Source organism: Mesorhizobium cantuariense (assembly GCF_042647205.1).
In the GTDB taxonomy this organism is placed as follows: Bacteria; Pseudomonadota; Alphaproteobacteria; order Rhizobiales; family Rhizobiaceae; genus Mesorhizobium; species Mesorhizobium cantuariense.
Window position 1 is genome coordinate 2187918 of sequence record NZ_JBHRVD010000001.1, and the last position, 17852, is coordinate 2205769.

Sequence of the window (17852 nt, forward strand, 5' to 3'; positions counted from 1 at the left end):
CATGTCGACATCGAGTAAGTCGAGATCGAGTAACTTGGGAGGGTAGAAATGGCAGACTTGAAACGGACCCAGCCGCTGGCGCGCGATGCCATGGCCTATGTATTGGCCGGCGGCCGTGGCAGCCGCCTCAAGGAACTGACCGATCGGCGCGCCAAACCGGCCGTCTATTTCGGCGGCAAGACGCGCATCATCGACTTCGCGCTCTCCAATGCTCTGAATTCCGGCATTCGCCGCCTCGGCGTTGCCACCCAGTACAAGGCGCATTCGCTGATCCGCCATCTGCAGCGCGGCTGGAACTTCCTGCGGCCCGAGCGAAACGAGAGTTTTGACATCCTGCCGGCCAGCCAGCGCGTCTCGGAAACGCAGTGGTATGAAGGCACCGCCGACGCCGTCTACCAGAACATCGACATCATCGAGGCCTACGGGCCCGAATACATGGTCATCCTGGCCGGCGACCACATCTACAAAATGGACTACGAGATGATGCTTCGCCAGCACGTCGACGCCAATGCCGACGTCACCGTCGGCTGCCTCGAAGTGCCGCGCATGGAAGCCACCGGCTTCGGCGTCATGCATGTCGATGGCAAGGACAACATCATCGCCTTCGTCGAAAAGCCCGCCGATCCGCCCGGCATTCCCGACAAGCCGGAGTTTGCCCTGGCCTCGATGGGCATCTATGTCTTCAAGACCAAGTTCCTGATGGAGCAGTTGCGCCGCGATGCGGCCGAGCCGGGCTCGAGCCGCGACTTCGGCAAGGACATCATTCCCTATATCGTCCAGCACGGTAAGGCGATTGCGCACCGCTTCGCCAAGTCCTGCGTCCGCTCGACCGCCGAGAACGAGGCTTACTGGCGCGACGTCGGAACGGTCGATGCCTATTGGGAAGCCAATATCGACCTGACCGATATCACGCCGGAGCTCGATCTCTACGACCGCGACTGGCCGATCTGGACCTATGCCGAGTTGAAGCCGCCGGCAAAGTTCGTGCATGACGAGGATGGCCGTCGCGGTTCGGCCATTTCCTCACTTGTCTCGGGCGACTGCATCGTCTCAGGCGCGTCGTTGAAAAGAAGCCTGATCTTCACCGGCGCGCGCATCAATTCCTATTCGACCCTGGAAGAAGTCGTCATGCTGCCCGACGTTCATGTCGGCCGGAACGCAAAGTTGAAGCGCGTGGTCATCGACCATGGTGTTAGGATACCGGAAGGGCTGGTGGTCGGCGAAGATCCCGTTCTCGATGCCAAGCGTTTCCGCGTCTCCGAGAAAGGCATCTGCCTGGTCACTCAGGACATGATCGACAAACTAGGGTTGTAGTGCATGCAGGTTCTGTCGGTCACGCCCGAGATTTTCCCGCTGATCAAGACCGGCGGGCTTGCCGACGTGACCGGCGCGCTGCCCATCGCGCTCGCCGCTAAGGGCGTGACCATGCGCACGCTCATTCCCGGCTTTCCGACCGTCATGGCCGCCTTCAAGAAAAAGAAGGCGGTTATGCAATATCCCTTGCTGCAGGGCGGCAAGGCTGCTGTCCACTCTATCCAACTCGCCGGGCTCGAGCTGTTCGTGCTCGACGCGCCGCATCTGTTCGACCGTCCGGGCGGCCCCTATGGCAATGCGACTGGCGTCGACTGGCCCGACAACTGGCGGCGCTTCGCAGCACTAAGCCAGGTCGGCGGCGACATTGCCGGTGGCGCCATCTCGGGCTACCAACCCGACATCGTCCATGCCCACGACTGGCAGTCGGCGATGACGCTGGCCTATATGCGCTATGGCAAGGCGGTCGGCATACCGTCGATGATGACCGTTCACAATCTCGCCTTCCAGGGCCAGTTCGGCGCCGGCATCTTCGGCGAGCTTGGCTTGCCGGCGGCGGCGATGGCGCTCGACGGCGTCGAATATTATGGCGGCGTCGGCTTCCTCAAGGCCGGCCTGCAGGCCGCTTGGGCGATCACCACGGTCAGCCCGACCTATGCGCAGGAAATCCGCTCGGCGGAATTCGGCATGGGCCTCGACGGCCTCATCAACATGCGCTCCAGCGATCTCTATGGCATCGTCAATGGCATCGACACCGGGATCTGGAACCCGGAAACCGACAAGCATCTGGTCTCCACCTACACCGCCGGGACGCTGAAGGCGCGCGCCCCCAACAGGGCTGCCGTCGAGGAGCGCTTCAGCCTTGACCGCGACGACAGCCCGATCGTCTGCGTCGTCAGCCGCCTGACCTGGCAAAAGGGCATGGACATATTGGCGCTGGTGGTCGACGGCATTGTCGCGACGGGCGCGCGGCTGGCCATCCTGGGCTCGGGCGATGCCGGTCTCGAAGGCGCGCTGCTTGCCGCCGCCGCCAGACATCGCGGCCGCATCGGGGTCGTCGTCGGCTACGACGAGGGGCTTTCGCACATCATGCAGGGTGGTTGCGACGCCATCGTCATTCCCTCGCGCTTCGAACCGTGCGGGCTGACCCAGCTTTACGGCCTGCGTTATGGCTGCGTGCCGGTGGTCGCCCGCACCGGCGGCCTGGCCGATACGGTCATCGACGCCAATGAGGCTGCCGTTTCGGCCGGCGTCGCCACCGGCTTCCAGTTCGCACCCAACAATGGCGGCGCCTTTCTGCACACCATGCGCCGCCTCGTCGACGCACATGCCAGTCCGGCGGTCTGGGAATCGCTGCAGCGCCAGGGCATGAAGGCCGATGTGTCGTGGGACAAGAGCGCGGACAAATATGTTGAACTCTATCGCTCGCTGCTTTCGAAAAGGGTTGCCTGAAGCATGATACGGACCGTCCCCACCAAACCCTATTCCGATCAGAAGCCTGGCACGTCGGGCCTGCGCAAGAAGGTGCCGGTGTTCCAGCAGGAGCACTATGCCGAGAATTTCATCCAGTCGATTTTCGACGCGCTCGACGGTTTCAAGGGCAAGACCCTGGTGATTGGCGGCGATGGCCGCTTCTACAACCGCGAGATCATCCAGAAGGCCATCGCCATGGCCGCCGCCAACGGCTTCGGCAAGGTGATGGTCGGGCAGGGCGGCATCCTGTCGACGCCGGCCGCCTCGCATGTCATCCGCAAATACAAGACCTTTGGCGGCATCATCCTGTCGGCCAGCCACAATCCGGGCGGCCCGCATGAGGATTTCGGCGTCAAGTACAATGCCGGCAATGGCGGCCCGGCACCGGAAAAGCTGACCGACGCGATCTTCGAAAAGACCAGGGCGATCTCAAGCTTCAAGATCGCCGACATCGAGCCGATCGACATCGACACAACAGGCGCGGTCAAGGCCGCCGGCATGACGGTCGAGATCATCGATCCGGTCGCCGACTATGCCGAGCTGATGGAAAGCCTGTTCGATTTCGAGGCCCTGCGCAAACTGTTCAAATCTGGCTTCCGCATGCGCTTCGATGCCATGCACGCGGTGACCGGCCCCTACGCCAAGGAGATCCTGGAAAACCGGCTTGGCGCGCCAAACGGCACCTGCCGCAATTTCAAGCCGCTGCCGGATTTCGGCGGCCACCACCCCGACCCGAACCTTGTCCATGCCAAACACCTCTATGACGAGATGATGGGACCTGACGCGCCGGATTTCGGCGCCGCCTCGGATGGCGACGGCGATCGCAATTTGATCATCGGCAAGGGCATTTTCGTCACCCCGTCGGATTCCGTCGCCATGCTCGCCGCCAATGCACGCCTGGCGCCCGGCTACAAGGCCGGTTTGAAAGGTATTGCCCGCTCGATGCCGACCAGTGGTGCTGCTGATCGTGTCGCTGAAAAACTCGGTGTCGGCATCTATGAGACGCCGACCGGCTGGAAGTTCTTCGGCAATCTGCTGGACGCCGACATGGCGACGATCTGCGGCGAGGAGAGTGCCGGCACCGGCTCCAACCATGTCCGCGAAAAGGACGGCCTGTGGGCGGTGCTCTTGTGGCTCAACATCCTTGCCGCGCGCGGCGAGAGCTGCAAGCAGATCGTCACTGAGCACTGGGCAACTTACGGGCGCAACTACTATTCGCGGCACGATTATGAGGAGGTCGAGAGCGACCGCGCCAATGCGCTGGTCGATGAACTCCGCGCCAAACTAGGCTCATTGCCGGGCACCAGCGTGCGCGGCATGACAATCACCAGCGCCGACGATTTTGCCTATCACGACCCGGTCGACGGCTCGACCAGCGAGCACCAGGGCATCAGGGTTCTGTTCGAAGGCGGTTCGCGTGTCGTCTTCCGGCTGTCCGGCACCGGCACGTCGGGCGCGACGTTGCGCGTCTACATCGAACGCTATGAGCCAGACAAGTCGCGGCACGATCTCGACACCCAGGCCGCCCTTGCCGATCTGATTGCCGCGGCCGATGATATTGCCGGGATTCGCAGCCATACCGGCCGCGCCGAGCCGAGCGTCATCACTTAATGAAATCTGCGATGCCGGCCGATCAGCGGCCGCGATTTGGCGGACTTGTTTCGGAGGGCGGCATCCGCTTTGCCGCATGGTCGCAAGCCGCTCGTCGGCTCTGGGTGTCGATCTTCGACGACCAGGGCAACCGGGAAATCGAACGGCTTGAGCTGCGATCGGAAGGCGAGGGCGTGCACGCCCTGTTCGTCGCGGGCCTTGGCCCCGGCACCCGCTACGGACTTCGCGCCGATGGCGACTATGCACCGGAGCGCGCGCTGTGGTTCGACCCCGCCAAGCTCCTGACCGATCCTTACGCCGTCGAGATCGACAGGTCTTACGCCTATGACTGGCGGCTGGCCCAGCGCCGGGGCGAGGGGGCCGATACCGCGCCGCTGATGCCGAAGGCGATTGCCGGTGCCTTGCTGAAACCCTTGCAGGCTGCGCCGCCGCTATTCCAGCCCGGCGGCCTGATCTACGAAATTCCGGTGCGCGCCTTCACCATGCTGCATCCGGACATTCCGGAAAAGCTGCGCGGTACGGTCGCGGCGCTGGCCCACCCGGTGGTTGTCGAGCACCTGAAAAAACTCGGCGTTGGTGCGGTCGAACTGATGCCGGTGACCGCGTCGATCGATGAGCGGCATTTGCCGCCGCTCGGGCTGCGCAACGCCTGGGGCTACAATCCTGTGACGTTCATGGCACTCGATCCGCGCCTGGCGCCGGGCGGTCTTGCTGAGTTGCGCAGCACTGTCGCCGTGCTGCGCCAGGCCGGCATCGGCGTCATCCTCGATCTCGTCTTCAACCACACCGGCGAGAGCGACAGGCTTGGCCCCACGCTGTCGCTGCGCGGCTTCGACAACCAGGCCTACTACCGGCACACGTCTGACGGCAGGCTGGCCAATGACACCGGCACAGGCAACACGGTCGCCTGCGATCATCCTGTCGTCCAGGAAATGATCCTCGACGCGCTTCGCCATTTCGTCAGGGATGCCGGCGTCGACGGCTTCCGCTTCGACCTGGCGCCCATTCTGGGCCGGGTTGAAGGAATATTCGATGCCGAGGCGCCGCTGCTGAGAGCGATGCGCGACGACGCGCTGCTGGCCGATCGCGTGCTGATCGCAGAACCCTGGGATATCGGTCCGGACGGCTATCAGCTCGGCAATTTCCCGCCGTCTTTCCTCGAATGGAACGACAAGTACCGTGACGATGTCAGACGCTTCTGGCGCGGCGACGCCGGCATGGTCGGCGCACTGGCGACCCGGCTTGCCGGGTCGTCCGATGTGTTTGCCACGAACGGGAAAGGCGCCAGCCGCACGGTCAATTTCATCGCCGCCCATGACGGCATGACGCTGGCCGACATCGTGCGCTACGAGCGCAAGCACAACGAAGCCAATGGCGAGCAGAACCGCGACGGCCACAATGAGAACCTGTCTTGGAACAACGGCGTGGAGGGGGATGCGGACGACCCGGCCGTGGCTGTGGCTCGTCGGAACGACCAGCACGCGTTGCTCGCCACGCTGTTTGCCTCGCGCGGCACCATCATGCTGACAGCTGGCGACGAATTCGGCCGCACCCAGCAGGGCAACAACAATGCCTATGCACAGGACAACGAGATCATCTGGCTCGATTGGGCCGGGCGCGACCGGGCGCTGGAGCGCTACACGGCGTTGCTCGCGGCGCTGCGCCGCGCGGTGCCCGCGTTTTCCGATACGAGCTTCCTCGCTGGCCAGCCACCGGCAGGCTCGGAGATACCGGACGTCGCATGGCTGACCGAAACAGGCGCGCCGCTTGACGAACAGAGCTGGCAGGACCCGCAGCGCCATCGCCTTGTCATGATCCTGGGTGGCACCAACGATGACGAACCCCGCCTTGCCGTCATCATCAACGGCGATCGGCGGGCTTGTATGGTCACGCTGCCCGAGCGCGACGGGTTTTCCTGGACAGCCGCCATCGATGCGGCGGACATCTCGCGGCCGGTACCGGGGCGGACGGTGATCTTCATGATCGAACGAGCGCGGGCCGGCACAAGGGAGAAGCGCAATGGCGGCAGATGACAAGGCCGGATGGTGGCGCGGCTGCGTCGTCTACCAGATCTATCCGCGCTCCTTCCAGGACACCACCGGCGACGGCAGTGGCGATCTCGCCGGCATTATGTCGAGGCTGGCTCATGTCGCCTCGCTTGGTGTCGACGCAATCTGGCTGTCGCCCTTCTTCAAGTCGCCGATGGCCGATATGGGCTACGACGTGTCGGACTATCGCGATGTCGATCCGATGTTCGGCAGCCTGGAGGATTTCGACGCGCTGGTGGCCGAGGCGCATCGGCTGGGTCTGAAGATCATCATCGACCAGGTGCTGTCGCATTCATCCGACAAGCACGACTGGTTCGTCGAAAGCCGGGCCAGCCGCGACAATCCCAAGGCCGACTGGTATGTCTGGGCCGATACGAAGCCCGATGGCGGCGCGCCCAACAACTGGTTGTCCGTCTTCGGAGGGCCGGCCTGGGAATGGGATTCGACCCGCCGGCAATATTACATGCACAATTTCCTCGCCTCGCAGCCGGACCTGAATTTCCACAATCCGGACGTTCAGGACGCGCTTCTGGACACGGTACGGTTCTGGCTGGAGCGTGGCGTCGACGGCTTCCGGCTCGACACGGTCAACTACTATGTCCACGACCGCTGGCTGCGCAGCAATCCACCCCTTGCGTCGAGCGTCGCCGGCACCAACAGCGGGACCAACACCTACCTCTACCAGGAACACCTTTTCGACAAGACGCAGCCGGAAAACCTGGCATTCCTTCGCCGTTTCAGGGCACTGCTCGACGAATACGAGGACCGTGCCGCTGTCGGTGAAATCGGCGATGAAGGCCGCTCATTGCAGACGCTCGCCGCATACACTTCCGGCGGCGACAAGCTTCATATGAGCTACACCTTCGACCTGCTGGGGCCACAGTTCTCGGCGGCGCATGTACGCGGCTGCGTCGAAGCCTTCGAGGCAGCCGTTTCCGATGGCTGGGTCTGCTGGGCGTTCTCCAACCATGACGTGGTGCGCCATGTCAGCCGCTGGACAAGGCCGGGCGGCGACCCCGACGCGGTGGCCAGATTTTCGATCACGCTGCTCTCCTGCCTGCGCGGTTCGATCTGCCTCTACGAGGGCGAGGAACTCGGCCTGGAAGAGGCGGAGCTTGCCTATGAGGATCTGCGCGACCCCTTTGGCATCCGCTTCTGGCCGGGCGTCAAGGGCAGGGATGGGTGCCGCACGCCGATGGTCTGGGAGGCCGGCGCCGACAATGCAGGCTTCTCGACGGCCAGGCCCTGGCTGCCGATACCCGCCAGCCATCGCGCCCGCGCGGTCGACGTCCAGAATGCCGACACGGCCTCGGTTCTGACGTCCTATCGGGCCGCTCTGGCGTTGCGCAAGGAGCATGAGGCGCTGACGACAGGCTCGATCCGCTTTCTGGACGCTGAGGATGACATGCTTGCGTTCATCCGCGAAGGCAGTGGCGAAAGACTGCTCTGTGTCTTCAATTTCGCGGGCGAACCAGGCAATTGGCCGTTGCCGCCTGATATCGGAACGGTTTCAGGGCTTGACGGCGATACAGCGGTCGTCGAGGAGGCCGGGCTTTCGTTGCCCGCGCTCGGATACTTCCTTGGTCGCCTCGATTGATGCCTCGGCCGTGTTTACTGGACGAGCACCGAGCGTCCGCACGTCGCGCCGGTGACGCGCACATCGGCCTGGCCGACACCGACACCGAGCGCTGAAAGCACATTGTAGAGCAGATCGTCGACTGGTGCCGTTACACCGTTCAGCACGGCCACCACCGCCGGCTTGACCGTTCCGAGCAGGGCGGTCAGGTCAATCCCCAGGCCAAGCGCATTGACCGAGAGCGACAGGTTGCTGACCAGAGACGTGGTGAGCGACTGCGTGATGTTTCGCGTCGAAACGGTCTTGATCGTCTTGTTGGTGATGTCGGTCGCATCGAAGGTCAGCGTTGTCGGGTTGTTGTTGGTGACCGCGGTGGCGGCGGAGCCCATCACCTTTATCAGCGGAAGGTTGATCAGCAGCAGTTTGAGGCTCACATCCGCGATTTCCGCGTCGGTGAATGTCTGAGGTTGGCTGAAATCGCCAAAGCCCGAGGTGTTGCTGTTGGCCAAATGCAGCGAGGCAATGCCTGGATGCGCGGCGATGGAAACCTTGATGCTGGAAGGCGCCGTCGGACAGGTGATGTCGGTCAGTCTGGCTTCGGCATAAGCAACTTCCACATTGAGCGGCAGATTGACGGCCAGCAAGCTGATGCCGCCACCGAGACCGGGGGTGCCGACCCCGACGGTGGCCACCAGTTTGATACGCGTCTGGGCTGTGCGCACCGTGGTGCCGATTCCACCGATAGCGAGCCAGGGCGAGGATTGCGCCGGCTCGCCAATGGCAATGGTAAGCGTGGTGGACAAAAGGCCGGGGACGGTGGCTCCGAGATTGACCTGAGCCTGGTTGGTGCCGTTCGCCAGCACGGCGGCGGCGGTCAACATTCCCATGGCGCTTGCATCGACCCCAAGGCCTGTCGGGGATTGTCCCAGTCCCAGGCTGCCCACAGGGCCGAGGTCGACAAGGCTGCTGAGCGGGATCTTGACCGTGCTGGTCGACTTGGACGCGATCGTCTGCAGGGCGACCTTGGCCGTGTTGCCAAGTCCGGGCACGTTGGCCATGGCGGTAGCGATCTGGCCGACAGTGGCCTTGGAGGCCAGCACATCCGAATAGGTGCCGCCGGTCACGTTCACTTGTGTGGCAAGGGCACTTATGAAGGAGAGGACACTGACGTCGGCCGAGATCAATCCGTTGTAGTCCATGACGCTGAGCGAAATGTTGCCGCCCAGAAGACTGCCGAGAAGTGCGTTGAGGATGCCGCCATTGACGCTGGCGAGCCTCGACCCGACCGAGAACATCGCTTGTGGTGTCATGCTGGCGGTGGCTTCGGTGCCGATGACGGGAGTAGGGATCAGCGAACTCGCGAAATAACGGGCGGGGATCTTCTTCAGGGTGACACGGACGGCATTGTAGGGTGTTACGCCGGCCTGGAAGCGCTGGCTCACATTGGCGCCGGATGCCGCGTATCGCCCGGGCGTGGCCGACACCACGGTTTTGCCGACGGCCGCCGCGATCGTCTGTCCCGAGCCTTGAACGACAACCCCCGGCATGCCGTTGTCGGTCAGCGTGGTCACGACCGCGGTGTCGATGTTGGTGATGTTCGAGGCGGCGGTGATTGCCGCCAGATCCACCATTGCCTGTGCTTCGCGGCGCTCGGTGTAGATCGAGGCTTCGTCGATGGCCACCGCGGCCAGCGCCAGCGCGACCGGCGCGCTTAGGGCCGCCATGACGGTGAAGTTCGCTTTCCTGTCGCCCAGCATCAACCGGGCAAGCCGGCCGACCCTATTGCACGTCCGCAGCAGCATTCAGATGCCCCCGACCCTTATCGTTGACTGGCGCCTGATCGTGGTCCCGGGCATGGCTATGCCCGGAAGAGGTTCCAGATCGGCAGGTTGCGGGCATCGTACTGGATGGACACCACGAACTGGCTTCCGTCGGCCGTGCTGTCGTTGGCCTGGTAGGTCAACTTGCTGGCATCCACGAACGGATATCCGCCGGCATTGTTGGTGACGAAGCTGGCTACGAGCGTCTGGCGCTCGGTCTGGTTCAGTCCCGCAATTGCCGTGCGGGCCGCATCCGCCGCGATCTGCTGGATCGAGTTGGCGGCGCCGAAATATATACCGTATGCAACCATTCCGAGCAGAAGGAGGATGAAGATCGGTGAGAGCAAGGCGAATTCAACCGCCGAAGTTCCAGACTCTTCTTGAAAATTTCGCGTTATCTGGCGAATTTTCGGCAATTTACTTGCTCTGTTGCTCATGGTCGCCGCGTGTCCGAGATCGAACCATATAAAAGGTATCCGTAATGTAACCTCCGGTTGCTTAAGAACGCATTAACACATTCCGTCAAACGGACGCGGCGATGGATTGCCTGTGAAAAATGGCGTCGAGGTGAGGAAACCAAGTCAAGCTTCTGGTTTCGGCTGGTGTTTCGGTTGCCACGGTATAGCTTTCGTCCCGCCTTACTTTGGGTGACCCAGAGAGTCTGTTGAAATAAAAATTCTCCGCGTTAGTGTTTGGGCACCAGCCGCGGGAAGGGAACCGGCGGCGCGCTCAAAGGGGTCAGATATCGGCTCCGGGGCGTCAACACTTAAAGGCGCGCCGACGGCAGCGCCGACAGGGAGAACTTCATGCTGAAAAACATGCTGAAGGCGACGGTGTTCGCCACGACCATGGCGCTGGCCACCGGCGCGTTCTACACGCCGGCTTTCGCCGAGACGGTCTATAACAGGGGATCCGCCGCCGAAGCGGAGACGGTCGATCCGCACAAGACCTCGACCGTCTACGAAGCCGATATCATACGCGACCTGTTCCAGGGTCTGGTCATGCACGATCAGAAGACGAACCTCATTCCGGGCGCCGCCGAAAGCTGGACGGTATCGGATGACGGCACCGTCTACACCTTCAAGCTGCGCAAGGACGGCTTGTGGTCGGATGGAAGCCCGGTGACGGCGGACGACTTCGTCTACTCCTTCCGTAGGCTGGAGGATCCGGCGACCGCCGCCGAATACGCTTCCATGCTCTATCCCGTGAAGAACGCCGAGGAAGTCAACACCAAGAAAGGCAAGCCCGAGGATATGGGCGTCAAGGCGATCGACGCCAACACCCTGGAAGTGACGCTTAAGGCGCCGACGCCATACTTCCTCGAGATGCTGACTCACCAGGCCACTTATCCAGTTAACAAGGCCTCGATCGACAAGCTCGGCGCCGACTGGATCAAGGCGGGCAATCTCGTTTCGAACGGCGCCTATACACTGGCCGAGTGGATTCCCAACGACCACATGAAGCTGGTCAAGAATCCGAAATTCTGGGACGCCGCGACCGTCAAGATGGACGTCGTCAACTATATCCCGACCGAAGACCGCTCATCGGCGATGAAGCGCTTCGAGGCCGGCGAACTCGACAGCTACGGCGACCTGCCGACGGAACAGCTCGCCGATCTCAAGACCAAATTCGGCGACCAGATCCGTGTCGGGCCGTATCTCGGCACCTATTATTATGCGATCAAGACCGACAAGGCGCCGTGGGACAATGTCGAGCTACGCAACGCCATCTCGATGGCGATCGACCGCGACTTCCTCGCCGAAAAAGTCTGGCAGAATTCGATGCTGCCCGGCTATTCGATGGTACCTCCGGGCATCGAGGGCTATACGCCGGCACTGGCCAAATACGCTGACATGCCGCAGATCGACCGCGAGGACGCTGCCAAGAAGGTCCTCGAGAAACTCGGCTATACCCCCGAGCATCCGTTGAAGATGGAGATCCGCTACAACACCTCGGAAAACCACAAGAATACCGCTGTCGCCATCCAGGAGCAGTTGAAGCCGCTCGGCGTCGAAATCACGCTGCTCAACACCGACACCAAGACCCATTACGGTTTCCTCGAGCAGAAGGGCGATTACGACGTGGCGCGTGCCGCCTGGATCGCCGACTACAAGGACCCGGAAACCTTCCTCGGCATCTCGCGTAAGGCCAGCGGCAACAATTATTCGAGCTACAACAGCCCGGCCTATGAAGCGGCCATGGACAAGGCCGCCGCCGCCGGCGGCAAGCCCGAACAGCGCATGAAGGAACTCGCCGAGGCGGAGCGCATCCTCGTCGATGACGTCGGCCAGATCCCGCTTCTCTACTACAGCTACCACGACATCGTTTCCTCGAAGCTGCATGGCTTCGACGACAATGTGATGGACATCCATCCGTCCCGCTTCATCAGCAAGGACTGATCCCTTGGCTGGGCCGCCGCGCAGCTCAATGCGCGGCGGCTCTGGTTTGCCATCGCATCGGCCCGGGAACCGGATTCGATTTTCGACAATGTCGGTGCGAGATTTGAAGACTAGAGTGCAATCGTCCAGTTGGACGCGCGTTGCTCTGGATCAAGCGGGGCACCGATGCTGCGATATGTATTAAGGCGGCTTTTGACTGCCATTCCGACGCTGTTCGTCATCGTGACCATGGCGTTTTTCCTGATGCGCGTCGCGCCAGGCGGTCCATTCAACCAGGAGCGGGGGCTGAGCCCCGAGATCAGGGCCAACCTTGAAGCCCAGTTCGGCCTCAACGATCCGCTCTGGCTGCAATACGTCCACTATCTCGGCAATCTGCTGCGCGGCAATTTCGGCCCGAGCTACAACATGCCGGATTTCACTGTCACCGAACTGTTTGCCAAGGGCCTGCCCATTTCGGTCCAGCTTGGCGCCTCGGCGCTCGTCCTGGCACTTCTGTTCGGTTCCGTGCTTGGCACCATTGCCGCGCTCAACCAGAACAAGCTTGGCGACTATACGGTGATTGCACTGGCGACCGCCGGCAGCACCATCCCCACCTTCGTCATCGCGCCGGTGATCCAGCTCCTGTTCGGGCTGACCTGGCGCCTGCTGCCGATCGGTGGATGGGGCGATGGCGCTTTCATCAACAAGGTCGGCCCGGTGCTGACGCTCGCCCTGCCGCAGATCGCCATCGTCGCCCGGTTGATGCGTGGCTCGATGATCGAATCCTTGCGATCCCACCATATCCGCACGGCACGCGCGCTCGGCCTCTCCGACTGGTCGGTGGTGGTCAAGCACGCGCTGCGCGGTGCCATCCTGCCGATCGTCTCCTTCACCGGCCCAGCCGCGGCGCTGCTGACCGGCTCGGTCATCGTCGAAACGATTTTCTCCATTCCAGGCGTCGGCCGCTATTTCGTCGATGCCGCGCTCAACCGCGACTACACGCTGGTGATGGGAACGGTGGTGGTGATCGCCATCTTCACCATCGTCTTCAATCTGATCGTCGACGTCATGTACGCGGTCGTCGACCCGAGGGTGCGCTATGACTGACATCGCAGCCACGGCCCCCACCGTCATCGGCCGCTCGCTCTGGGGCGATGCCTGGGCGCGCCTGAAGGCCAATCGCGCCGCCATGTTCAGCCTCTTTTATCTCGCTTTGATTGCGGTCATCAGCGTGTTCGGACCCTCACTCGTGCCGCATCAATACACGACCATCTATGGTGACTATGTGCGCACGCCGCCGAGCCTGTCGGCCTATCCGAAGGCCGACATGATCGAGACGGCGCTCACCGAAGCGATCAAGCGCATGCGGGTCGACATCAAGGAGTGGCGGCAGGAAGGCAACCAGGTCTTCGTGACCATCAAGTCGACCAAGCCGATCGACGACCGCAACATCCGCTATCTCGACCGTTCCGATGCCTTTGACGGCACCAAGATCGAAAGCAAGTCGCCTGACGGGCTCGAAGTGACGATGAGCGCCTCGATCAAGCAACAATATTTCCTGTTCGGCACCGACAATACCGGTCGCGATCTTCTCTCGCGCACGCTGATGGCCGGGCGCATATCGCTGGCCATCGGACTGCTCGCCGGCGTCGTGGCGGTGGTCATCGGCGTCGTCTACGGTGCCGCGGCCGGTTTCGCCGGCGGCAAGGTCGACGAGGTGATGATGCGCATCGTCGATGTGCTCTATTCCTTACCCTTCATCTTCTTTGTCATCATGCTGGTGGTGTTCTTCGGCCGCAACTTCGTGCTGATGTTCCTGGCGGTTGGCGCGGTGCTTTGGCTCGACATGGCGCGCATCGTGCGCGGCCAGGCGCTGTCGATCCGCCGGCAGGAATATGTCCAGGCGGCGGAAGCCATGGGCGTCGGCCAGCGCGGCATCCTGCTGCGCCACGTCATTCCTAACTTGCTTGGTCCGGTGGTGATCTACATGACGCTGCTGGTGCCGCAGGTCATCATCCTGGAAAGCTTCCTGTCGTTCCTTGGGCTCGGCGTGCAGGAGCCGATGACCAGCTGGGGCGTGCTGATTTCGGTCGGCGCCAAGAATATCGGCACCGCCAACTGGCTGCTCCTGTTTCCCGCTTTCTTCCTCGTCACGACGCTGTTCGCCCTGAATTTCGTCGGCGACGGCCTGCGCGACGCGCTCGACCCAAGGGATCGCTAAGATGGGGATCGATAAAGATGGGGATCGCTGAAATGGCTGCTTCCGAAACGATCCTCAGCGTCAAGGACTTGCGCGTCCGCTTCCGCACGCTCGACGGCGCGGTCGAGGCGGTGAAGGGCATCAACATCCACGTCAACGCGGGCGAAACCGTTGCCGTGGTTGGCGAATCCGGATCCGGCAAGAGCCAGACGATGATGGCGGCGATGAGCCTGCTGGCATCGAACGGCGAAGCGACAGGCAGTGTCGACTATCGCGGCCGCAACCTTCTGACACTGAGCAAATCCGAGCTCAACAAGGTCCGTGGCCGCAAGATCAGCATGATTTTCCAGGAGCCGATGACCTCGCTCGATCCGCTCTATTCGATCGGCAACCAGCTGATCGAACCGATCCGCCGCCATCGGGGCCTAAAAGCCGCCGAGGCGCACGAAGAGGCGCTCAAGCTGCTGCGGCTGGTGCATATTCCAGATCCCGAGCGGCGGATGAAATCCTATCCGCACGAAATGTCCGGCGGCCAGCGCCAGCGCGTCATGATCGCCATGGCGCTCGCCAACGACCCCGATATATTGATCGCCGACGAGCCGACGACGGCGCTCGACGTAACGATCCAGGCGCAGATCCTGGTGCTTTTGGCCGAGTTGCAACGCAAGCTCGGCATGGCGATCGTTTTTATCACCCATGATCTCGGCATCGTTCGTCGCTTTGCCGACCGGGTCTATGTCATGCGCCAGGGCGAGGTTGTGGAGGAGGGCGAGGCGGAAGCCATCTTCATCAACCCGCGGCATGCCTATACGAAAATGCTGCTGGCGGCCGAGCCGACCGGCAGCAAGGCGCCACCACCCGCCAATGCCCCGGTGCTGCTCGAAGGCAGGAATGTCGAAGTGACGTTCAGGATCGGTGGCGGCTTTCTGGCCGGCGAGCCACTGATGCTGCGGGCCGTCGACCACATCTCGATCCGGCTGCAACGCAACCAGACCATCGGCATCGTCGGCGAATCCGGCTCGGGCAAATCGACGCTCGGCCGCGCCTTGCTGCGGCTGTTGCCAAGTGACGGGCTCATCCGTTTCGGCGATCGCGACATTTCCCAGGCGGACCGGCAGGCGATGCGGCCGCTGCGACGCCAGATGCAGCTCGTCTTCCAGGACCCGTTCGGCTCGTTGTCGCCGCGCATGACCGTCGGCCAGGTCGTCACCGAAGGGCTGCTGGTGCATGAGCCGAACCTTTCGGGCAAGCAACGCGACCTGCGTGCGGTCGAGGCCTTGCGCGAAGTCGGCCTCGATCCCAACGCCCGCAACCGCTATCCGCACGAATTCTCCGGCGGCCAACGGCAGCGCATCGCCATTGCCCGGGCCATGATCCTGAAGCCCAAGCTGGTGGTGTTGGACGAGCCGACCTCGGCGCTCGACCGCTCGGTGCAGAAACAGATCGTCGAACTGCTGCGCAAGCTGCAGGCCGACCACGAACTGTCCTACCTCTTCATCAGCCACGATCTGTCGGTCGTGCGCGCCATGGCCGACTACATCATCGTCATGAAGCAGGGCAAGATCGTCGAGGAGGGGCCGACCGAGGCGATCTTCAGCAATCCGCAGCACGCTTACACACAGACGCTGATGGCCGCGGCGATCGACGTCACGCGGTTTCGCCTGAGCGCCTGAGACAGTAGCCGCCAGGTGGCGCAAAGCACCAAGACAGCGCCCTGCTCACTCAGTCCGTCGAACTCGGGCACTTGTTTGCCCGGGCCGCAACGATGGCGTCTTGTTGCTGCTTCAGCCGGTCGATCCTGGCCGTCTCACGGTTGGCGACCGCGGTCTTCACGCGCGAGCCGCCCAGCAGCCAGCGCGGAAGATTGGTGTTCGCGACCTTGCCGCGGGTGATCGCGGTTTGGGAGATATCACGAGCGACATCTCCCAAGGTGCTGTTGAGTTCGGTGCAGGTCATCGAATCGTATTTCGCCGGATCGACGGTTCTGGCGATCGACGAACAGCCGGCGACAAGAAACAGCGCAATCATCAAGGCCGGTGGCGAGGCTGTCGTGGAATTCAAATTCATGTCGCATCCGGCTCGCCGTTTCATCGCCCCATCATATCCATCGAACAACCTAGGGCCGAGGGCCATTTCGTCAAAGTTTGCGATGGCGAAGGACCCTGTCACTGCGCTGAGTCTTCCGGCCAATGCAGGAACACTCTCGGTCACTCGAAGTTAGTACCGGTCGGGTGTTTTAGTTCAATCACTGGTAAACGAAGAGAGCCCGTCTCGGCTGATGCCGGGGCGGGCATTTCGCGCATTTCGATGATCTCCCACTTGGAGAAGGTCGTTCAGGGATTCGCTCCGGTCCCCTGGTCGATGGTGCGACTTCGGCGGCTCGAGCTGGTCGCGGTAAGCCACCTTCGCACCGCGTCCGTCCCTTCCACAACGGCTGTCGGGCCATCCGTTCAATTTCCCTGGAAATTCTCACGCTGCTTCGGCGACGAATGTCGGGGGGGCGCAACCGCCGAGCACTGCCTGAGCGATGTCGGTCTCGTTTTCATTGACATACGCCGTCACCAAAACGATCCCCTCGGCACGACTGCGATCATCCGTCTTCACGGCAGTCGTGGTGAATGTTCCGAGCAGGCCGCCGGCAACGCCGCCAAAGACCGCGCCTGCCACCGCTGTTGCCGATAGTTCCGCAGCTAGAGAATTGATGCCGTGAACTGCAACAGCGCTCAGGCAGGCCAACCCGCCGACTACAGCGCCAAGGATGGACCCCAGAGCGGGAGCCCATAGGGATCCCGCTTCGTCACGATAAGGTCCAATGACGGCAATCTGTACCCGAGGAATTCCGGCCGCCATCAGGTTGCCGGCGACCCGGGCCGCTTGGGCATGGGAATCAAAAAGTCTGCTGATTGTCGGCATGGTCACTCAGGGCTTTTGGCTGCTCGGCAGCATATCGGTGACGAAAGATGCGGCGATCAGGTCGTCGCCCTGAATCCGGCCCGCGCGGTCCTCCATGATGGCCGCGACCTTCTGGAAGCTCTTCATTTCGCTCTCGGTGACCTGGGCGTCCTGCATCTTGGCCTTGAGGTCAGCCACGCGCATCCCCAGCGCTTGGGATTGTGCAGTGTCACGGTTCGACATTGTGATGTTTATCCATTTCATTTGATTGTCTCTGCACCCCAACCAACCGAACTGGGGGCAAGCGCAAACGTTCCATGGCCGGACTTCAGTAGGGCAGGGCGCTGGACCTAAGTCTGGTCGCAAAACGCAATGGTCTTACCGAGTACGCCGTTCGGAACGGCCACCGTTTGCGGTCGTTGTCCGCTGCAGTTGTGGGAGAAGGCTGATGCCGCGGAGTGTTGGCCAAGCGCGCTGGTTGCTCGCAACTGCCTTCGCGGGGCCATTACCTTCCTGGTGATTGGAATAGCCCTTGGCTGACCA

Annotated in this window: 13 protein-coding genes and 1 pseudogene; 9 read left to right on the plus strand and 5 right to left on the minus strand. The window is 62.4% G+C overall.

Features of this window, described 5'->3' with window-relative positions:
- The first annotated feature begins 48 nt into the window (after positions 1-48).
- Genes glgC through bglA form a run of 5 tightly spaced genes read left to right on the plus strand, consistent with a single transcriptional unit; the run spans position 49 to position 8040 of the window.
- Entirely contained in the window at positions 49-1314 is a 1266-nt protein-coding gene (gene glgC / locus ACFOJ9_RS10070; RefSeq protein ID WP_378978736.1) for a glucose-1-phosphate adenylyltransferase, read from the plus strand.
- Positions 1315-1317: 3 nt separating this feature from the next.
- On the plus strand, positions 1318-2763 hold the full coding sequence (gene glgA / locus ACFOJ9_RS10075) for a glycogen synthase GlgA (protein ID WP_378978737.1): 1446 nt from the start codon (positions 1318-1320) through the stop codon (positions 2761-2763).
- A gap of 3 nt (positions 2764-2766) precedes the next feature.
- Positions 2767-4395 carry an alpha-D-glucose phosphate-specific phosphoglucomutase gene (locus ACFOJ9_RS10080; protein ID WP_378978738.1) on the plus strand — a complete coding sequence of 543 codons (1629 nt, stop codon included), beginning with the start codon at positions 2767-2769 and terminating at the stop codon, positions 4393-4395.
- An 11-nt stretch (positions 4396-4406) separates the two neighbouring features.
- The gene (gene glgX, locus ACFOJ9_RS10085; protein WP_378978739.1) at positions 4407-6428 is read left to right on the plus strand and encodes a glycogen debranching protein GlgX; all 2022 of its coding nucleotides are present in this window, start codon (positions 4407-4409) and stop codon (positions 6426-6428) included.
- Entirely contained in the window at positions 6415-8040 is a 1626-nt protein-coding gene (bglA, locus tag ACFOJ9_RS10090; protein ID WP_378978740.1) for a beta-galactosidase BglA, read from the plus strand. The genes glgX and bglA overlap by 14 nt, the downstream gene beginning before the upstream one ends.
- Before the next feature lie 14 nt (positions 8041-8054).
- Here bglA and ACFOJ9_RS10095 read toward each other — a convergent pair whose 3' ends face one another.
- A complete protein-coding gene (locus ACFOJ9_RS10095; protein WP_378978741.1) occupies positions 8055-9821 on the minus strand; it encodes a hypothetical protein in 1767 nt (588 codons plus the stop codon).
- Positions 9822-10276, minus strand: a pseudogene (locus ACFOJ9_RS10100) (TadE family protein). It lies immediately after the preceding gene.
- Between the two features lie 369 nt (positions 10277-10645).
- Between ACFOJ9_RS10100 and ACFOJ9_RS10105 the strand changes: the two are divergent.
- From ACFOJ9_RS10105 to ACFOJ9_RS10120, 4 genes are all read left to right on the plus strand, one after another.
- Positions 10646-12238, plus strand: a complete 1593-nt coding sequence (locus ACFOJ9_RS10105; protein WP_378978742.1) for a peptide ABC transporter substrate-binding protein — start codon at positions 10646-10648, stop codon at positions 12236-12238.
- Positions 12239-12403: 165 nt separating this feature from the next.
- The gene (locus ACFOJ9_RS10110; protein WP_378978743.1) at positions 12404-13324 is read left to right on the plus strand and encodes an ABC transporter permease subunit; all 921 of its coding nucleotides are present in this window, start codon (positions 12404-12406) and stop codon (positions 13322-13324) included.
- Entirely contained in the window at positions 13317-14438 is a 1122-nt protein-coding gene (locus ACFOJ9_RS10115) for an ABC transporter permease subunit (RefSeq protein WP_378978744.1), read from the plus strand. Before ACFOJ9_RS10110 ends, ACFOJ9_RS10115 begins: the two co-directional genes overlap by 8 nt.
- A 32-nt stretch (positions 14439-14470) precedes the next feature.
- On the plus strand, positions 14471-16090 hold the full coding sequence (locus ACFOJ9_RS10120; RefSeq protein WP_378978745.1) for an ABC transporter ATP-binding protein: 1620 nt from the start codon (positions 14471-14473) through the stop codon (positions 16088-16090).
- A gap of 49 nt (positions 16091-16139) precedes the next feature.
- Here ACFOJ9_RS10120 and ACFOJ9_RS10125 read toward each other — a convergent pair whose 3' ends face one another.
- The 3 genes from ACFOJ9_RS10125 to ACFOJ9_RS10135 all read right to left on the minus strand — a co-directional run bounded on the left by ACFOJ9_RS10125 (position 16140) and on the right by ACFOJ9_RS10135 (position 17552).
- On the minus strand, positions 16140-16484 hold the full coding sequence (locus tag ACFOJ9_RS10125) for a hypothetical protein (RefSeq protein ID WP_378978746.1): 345 nt from the start codon (positions 16482-16484) through the stop codon (positions 16140-16142).
- A gap of 402 nt (positions 16485-16886) precedes the next feature.
- Positions 16887-17330 carry a hypothetical protein gene (locus ACFOJ9_RS10130; RefSeq protein ID WP_378978747.1) on the minus strand — a complete coding sequence of 148 codons (444 nt, stop codon included), beginning with the start codon at positions 17328-17330 and terminating at the stop codon, positions 16887-16889.
- Positions 17331-17336: 6 nt separating this feature from the next.
- On the minus strand, positions 17337-17552 hold the full coding sequence (locus ACFOJ9_RS10135; RefSeq protein WP_378978748.1) for a hypothetical protein: 216 nt from the start codon (positions 17550-17552) through the stop codon (positions 17337-17339).
- Between the last annotated feature and the right edge of the window lie 300 nt (positions 17553-17852).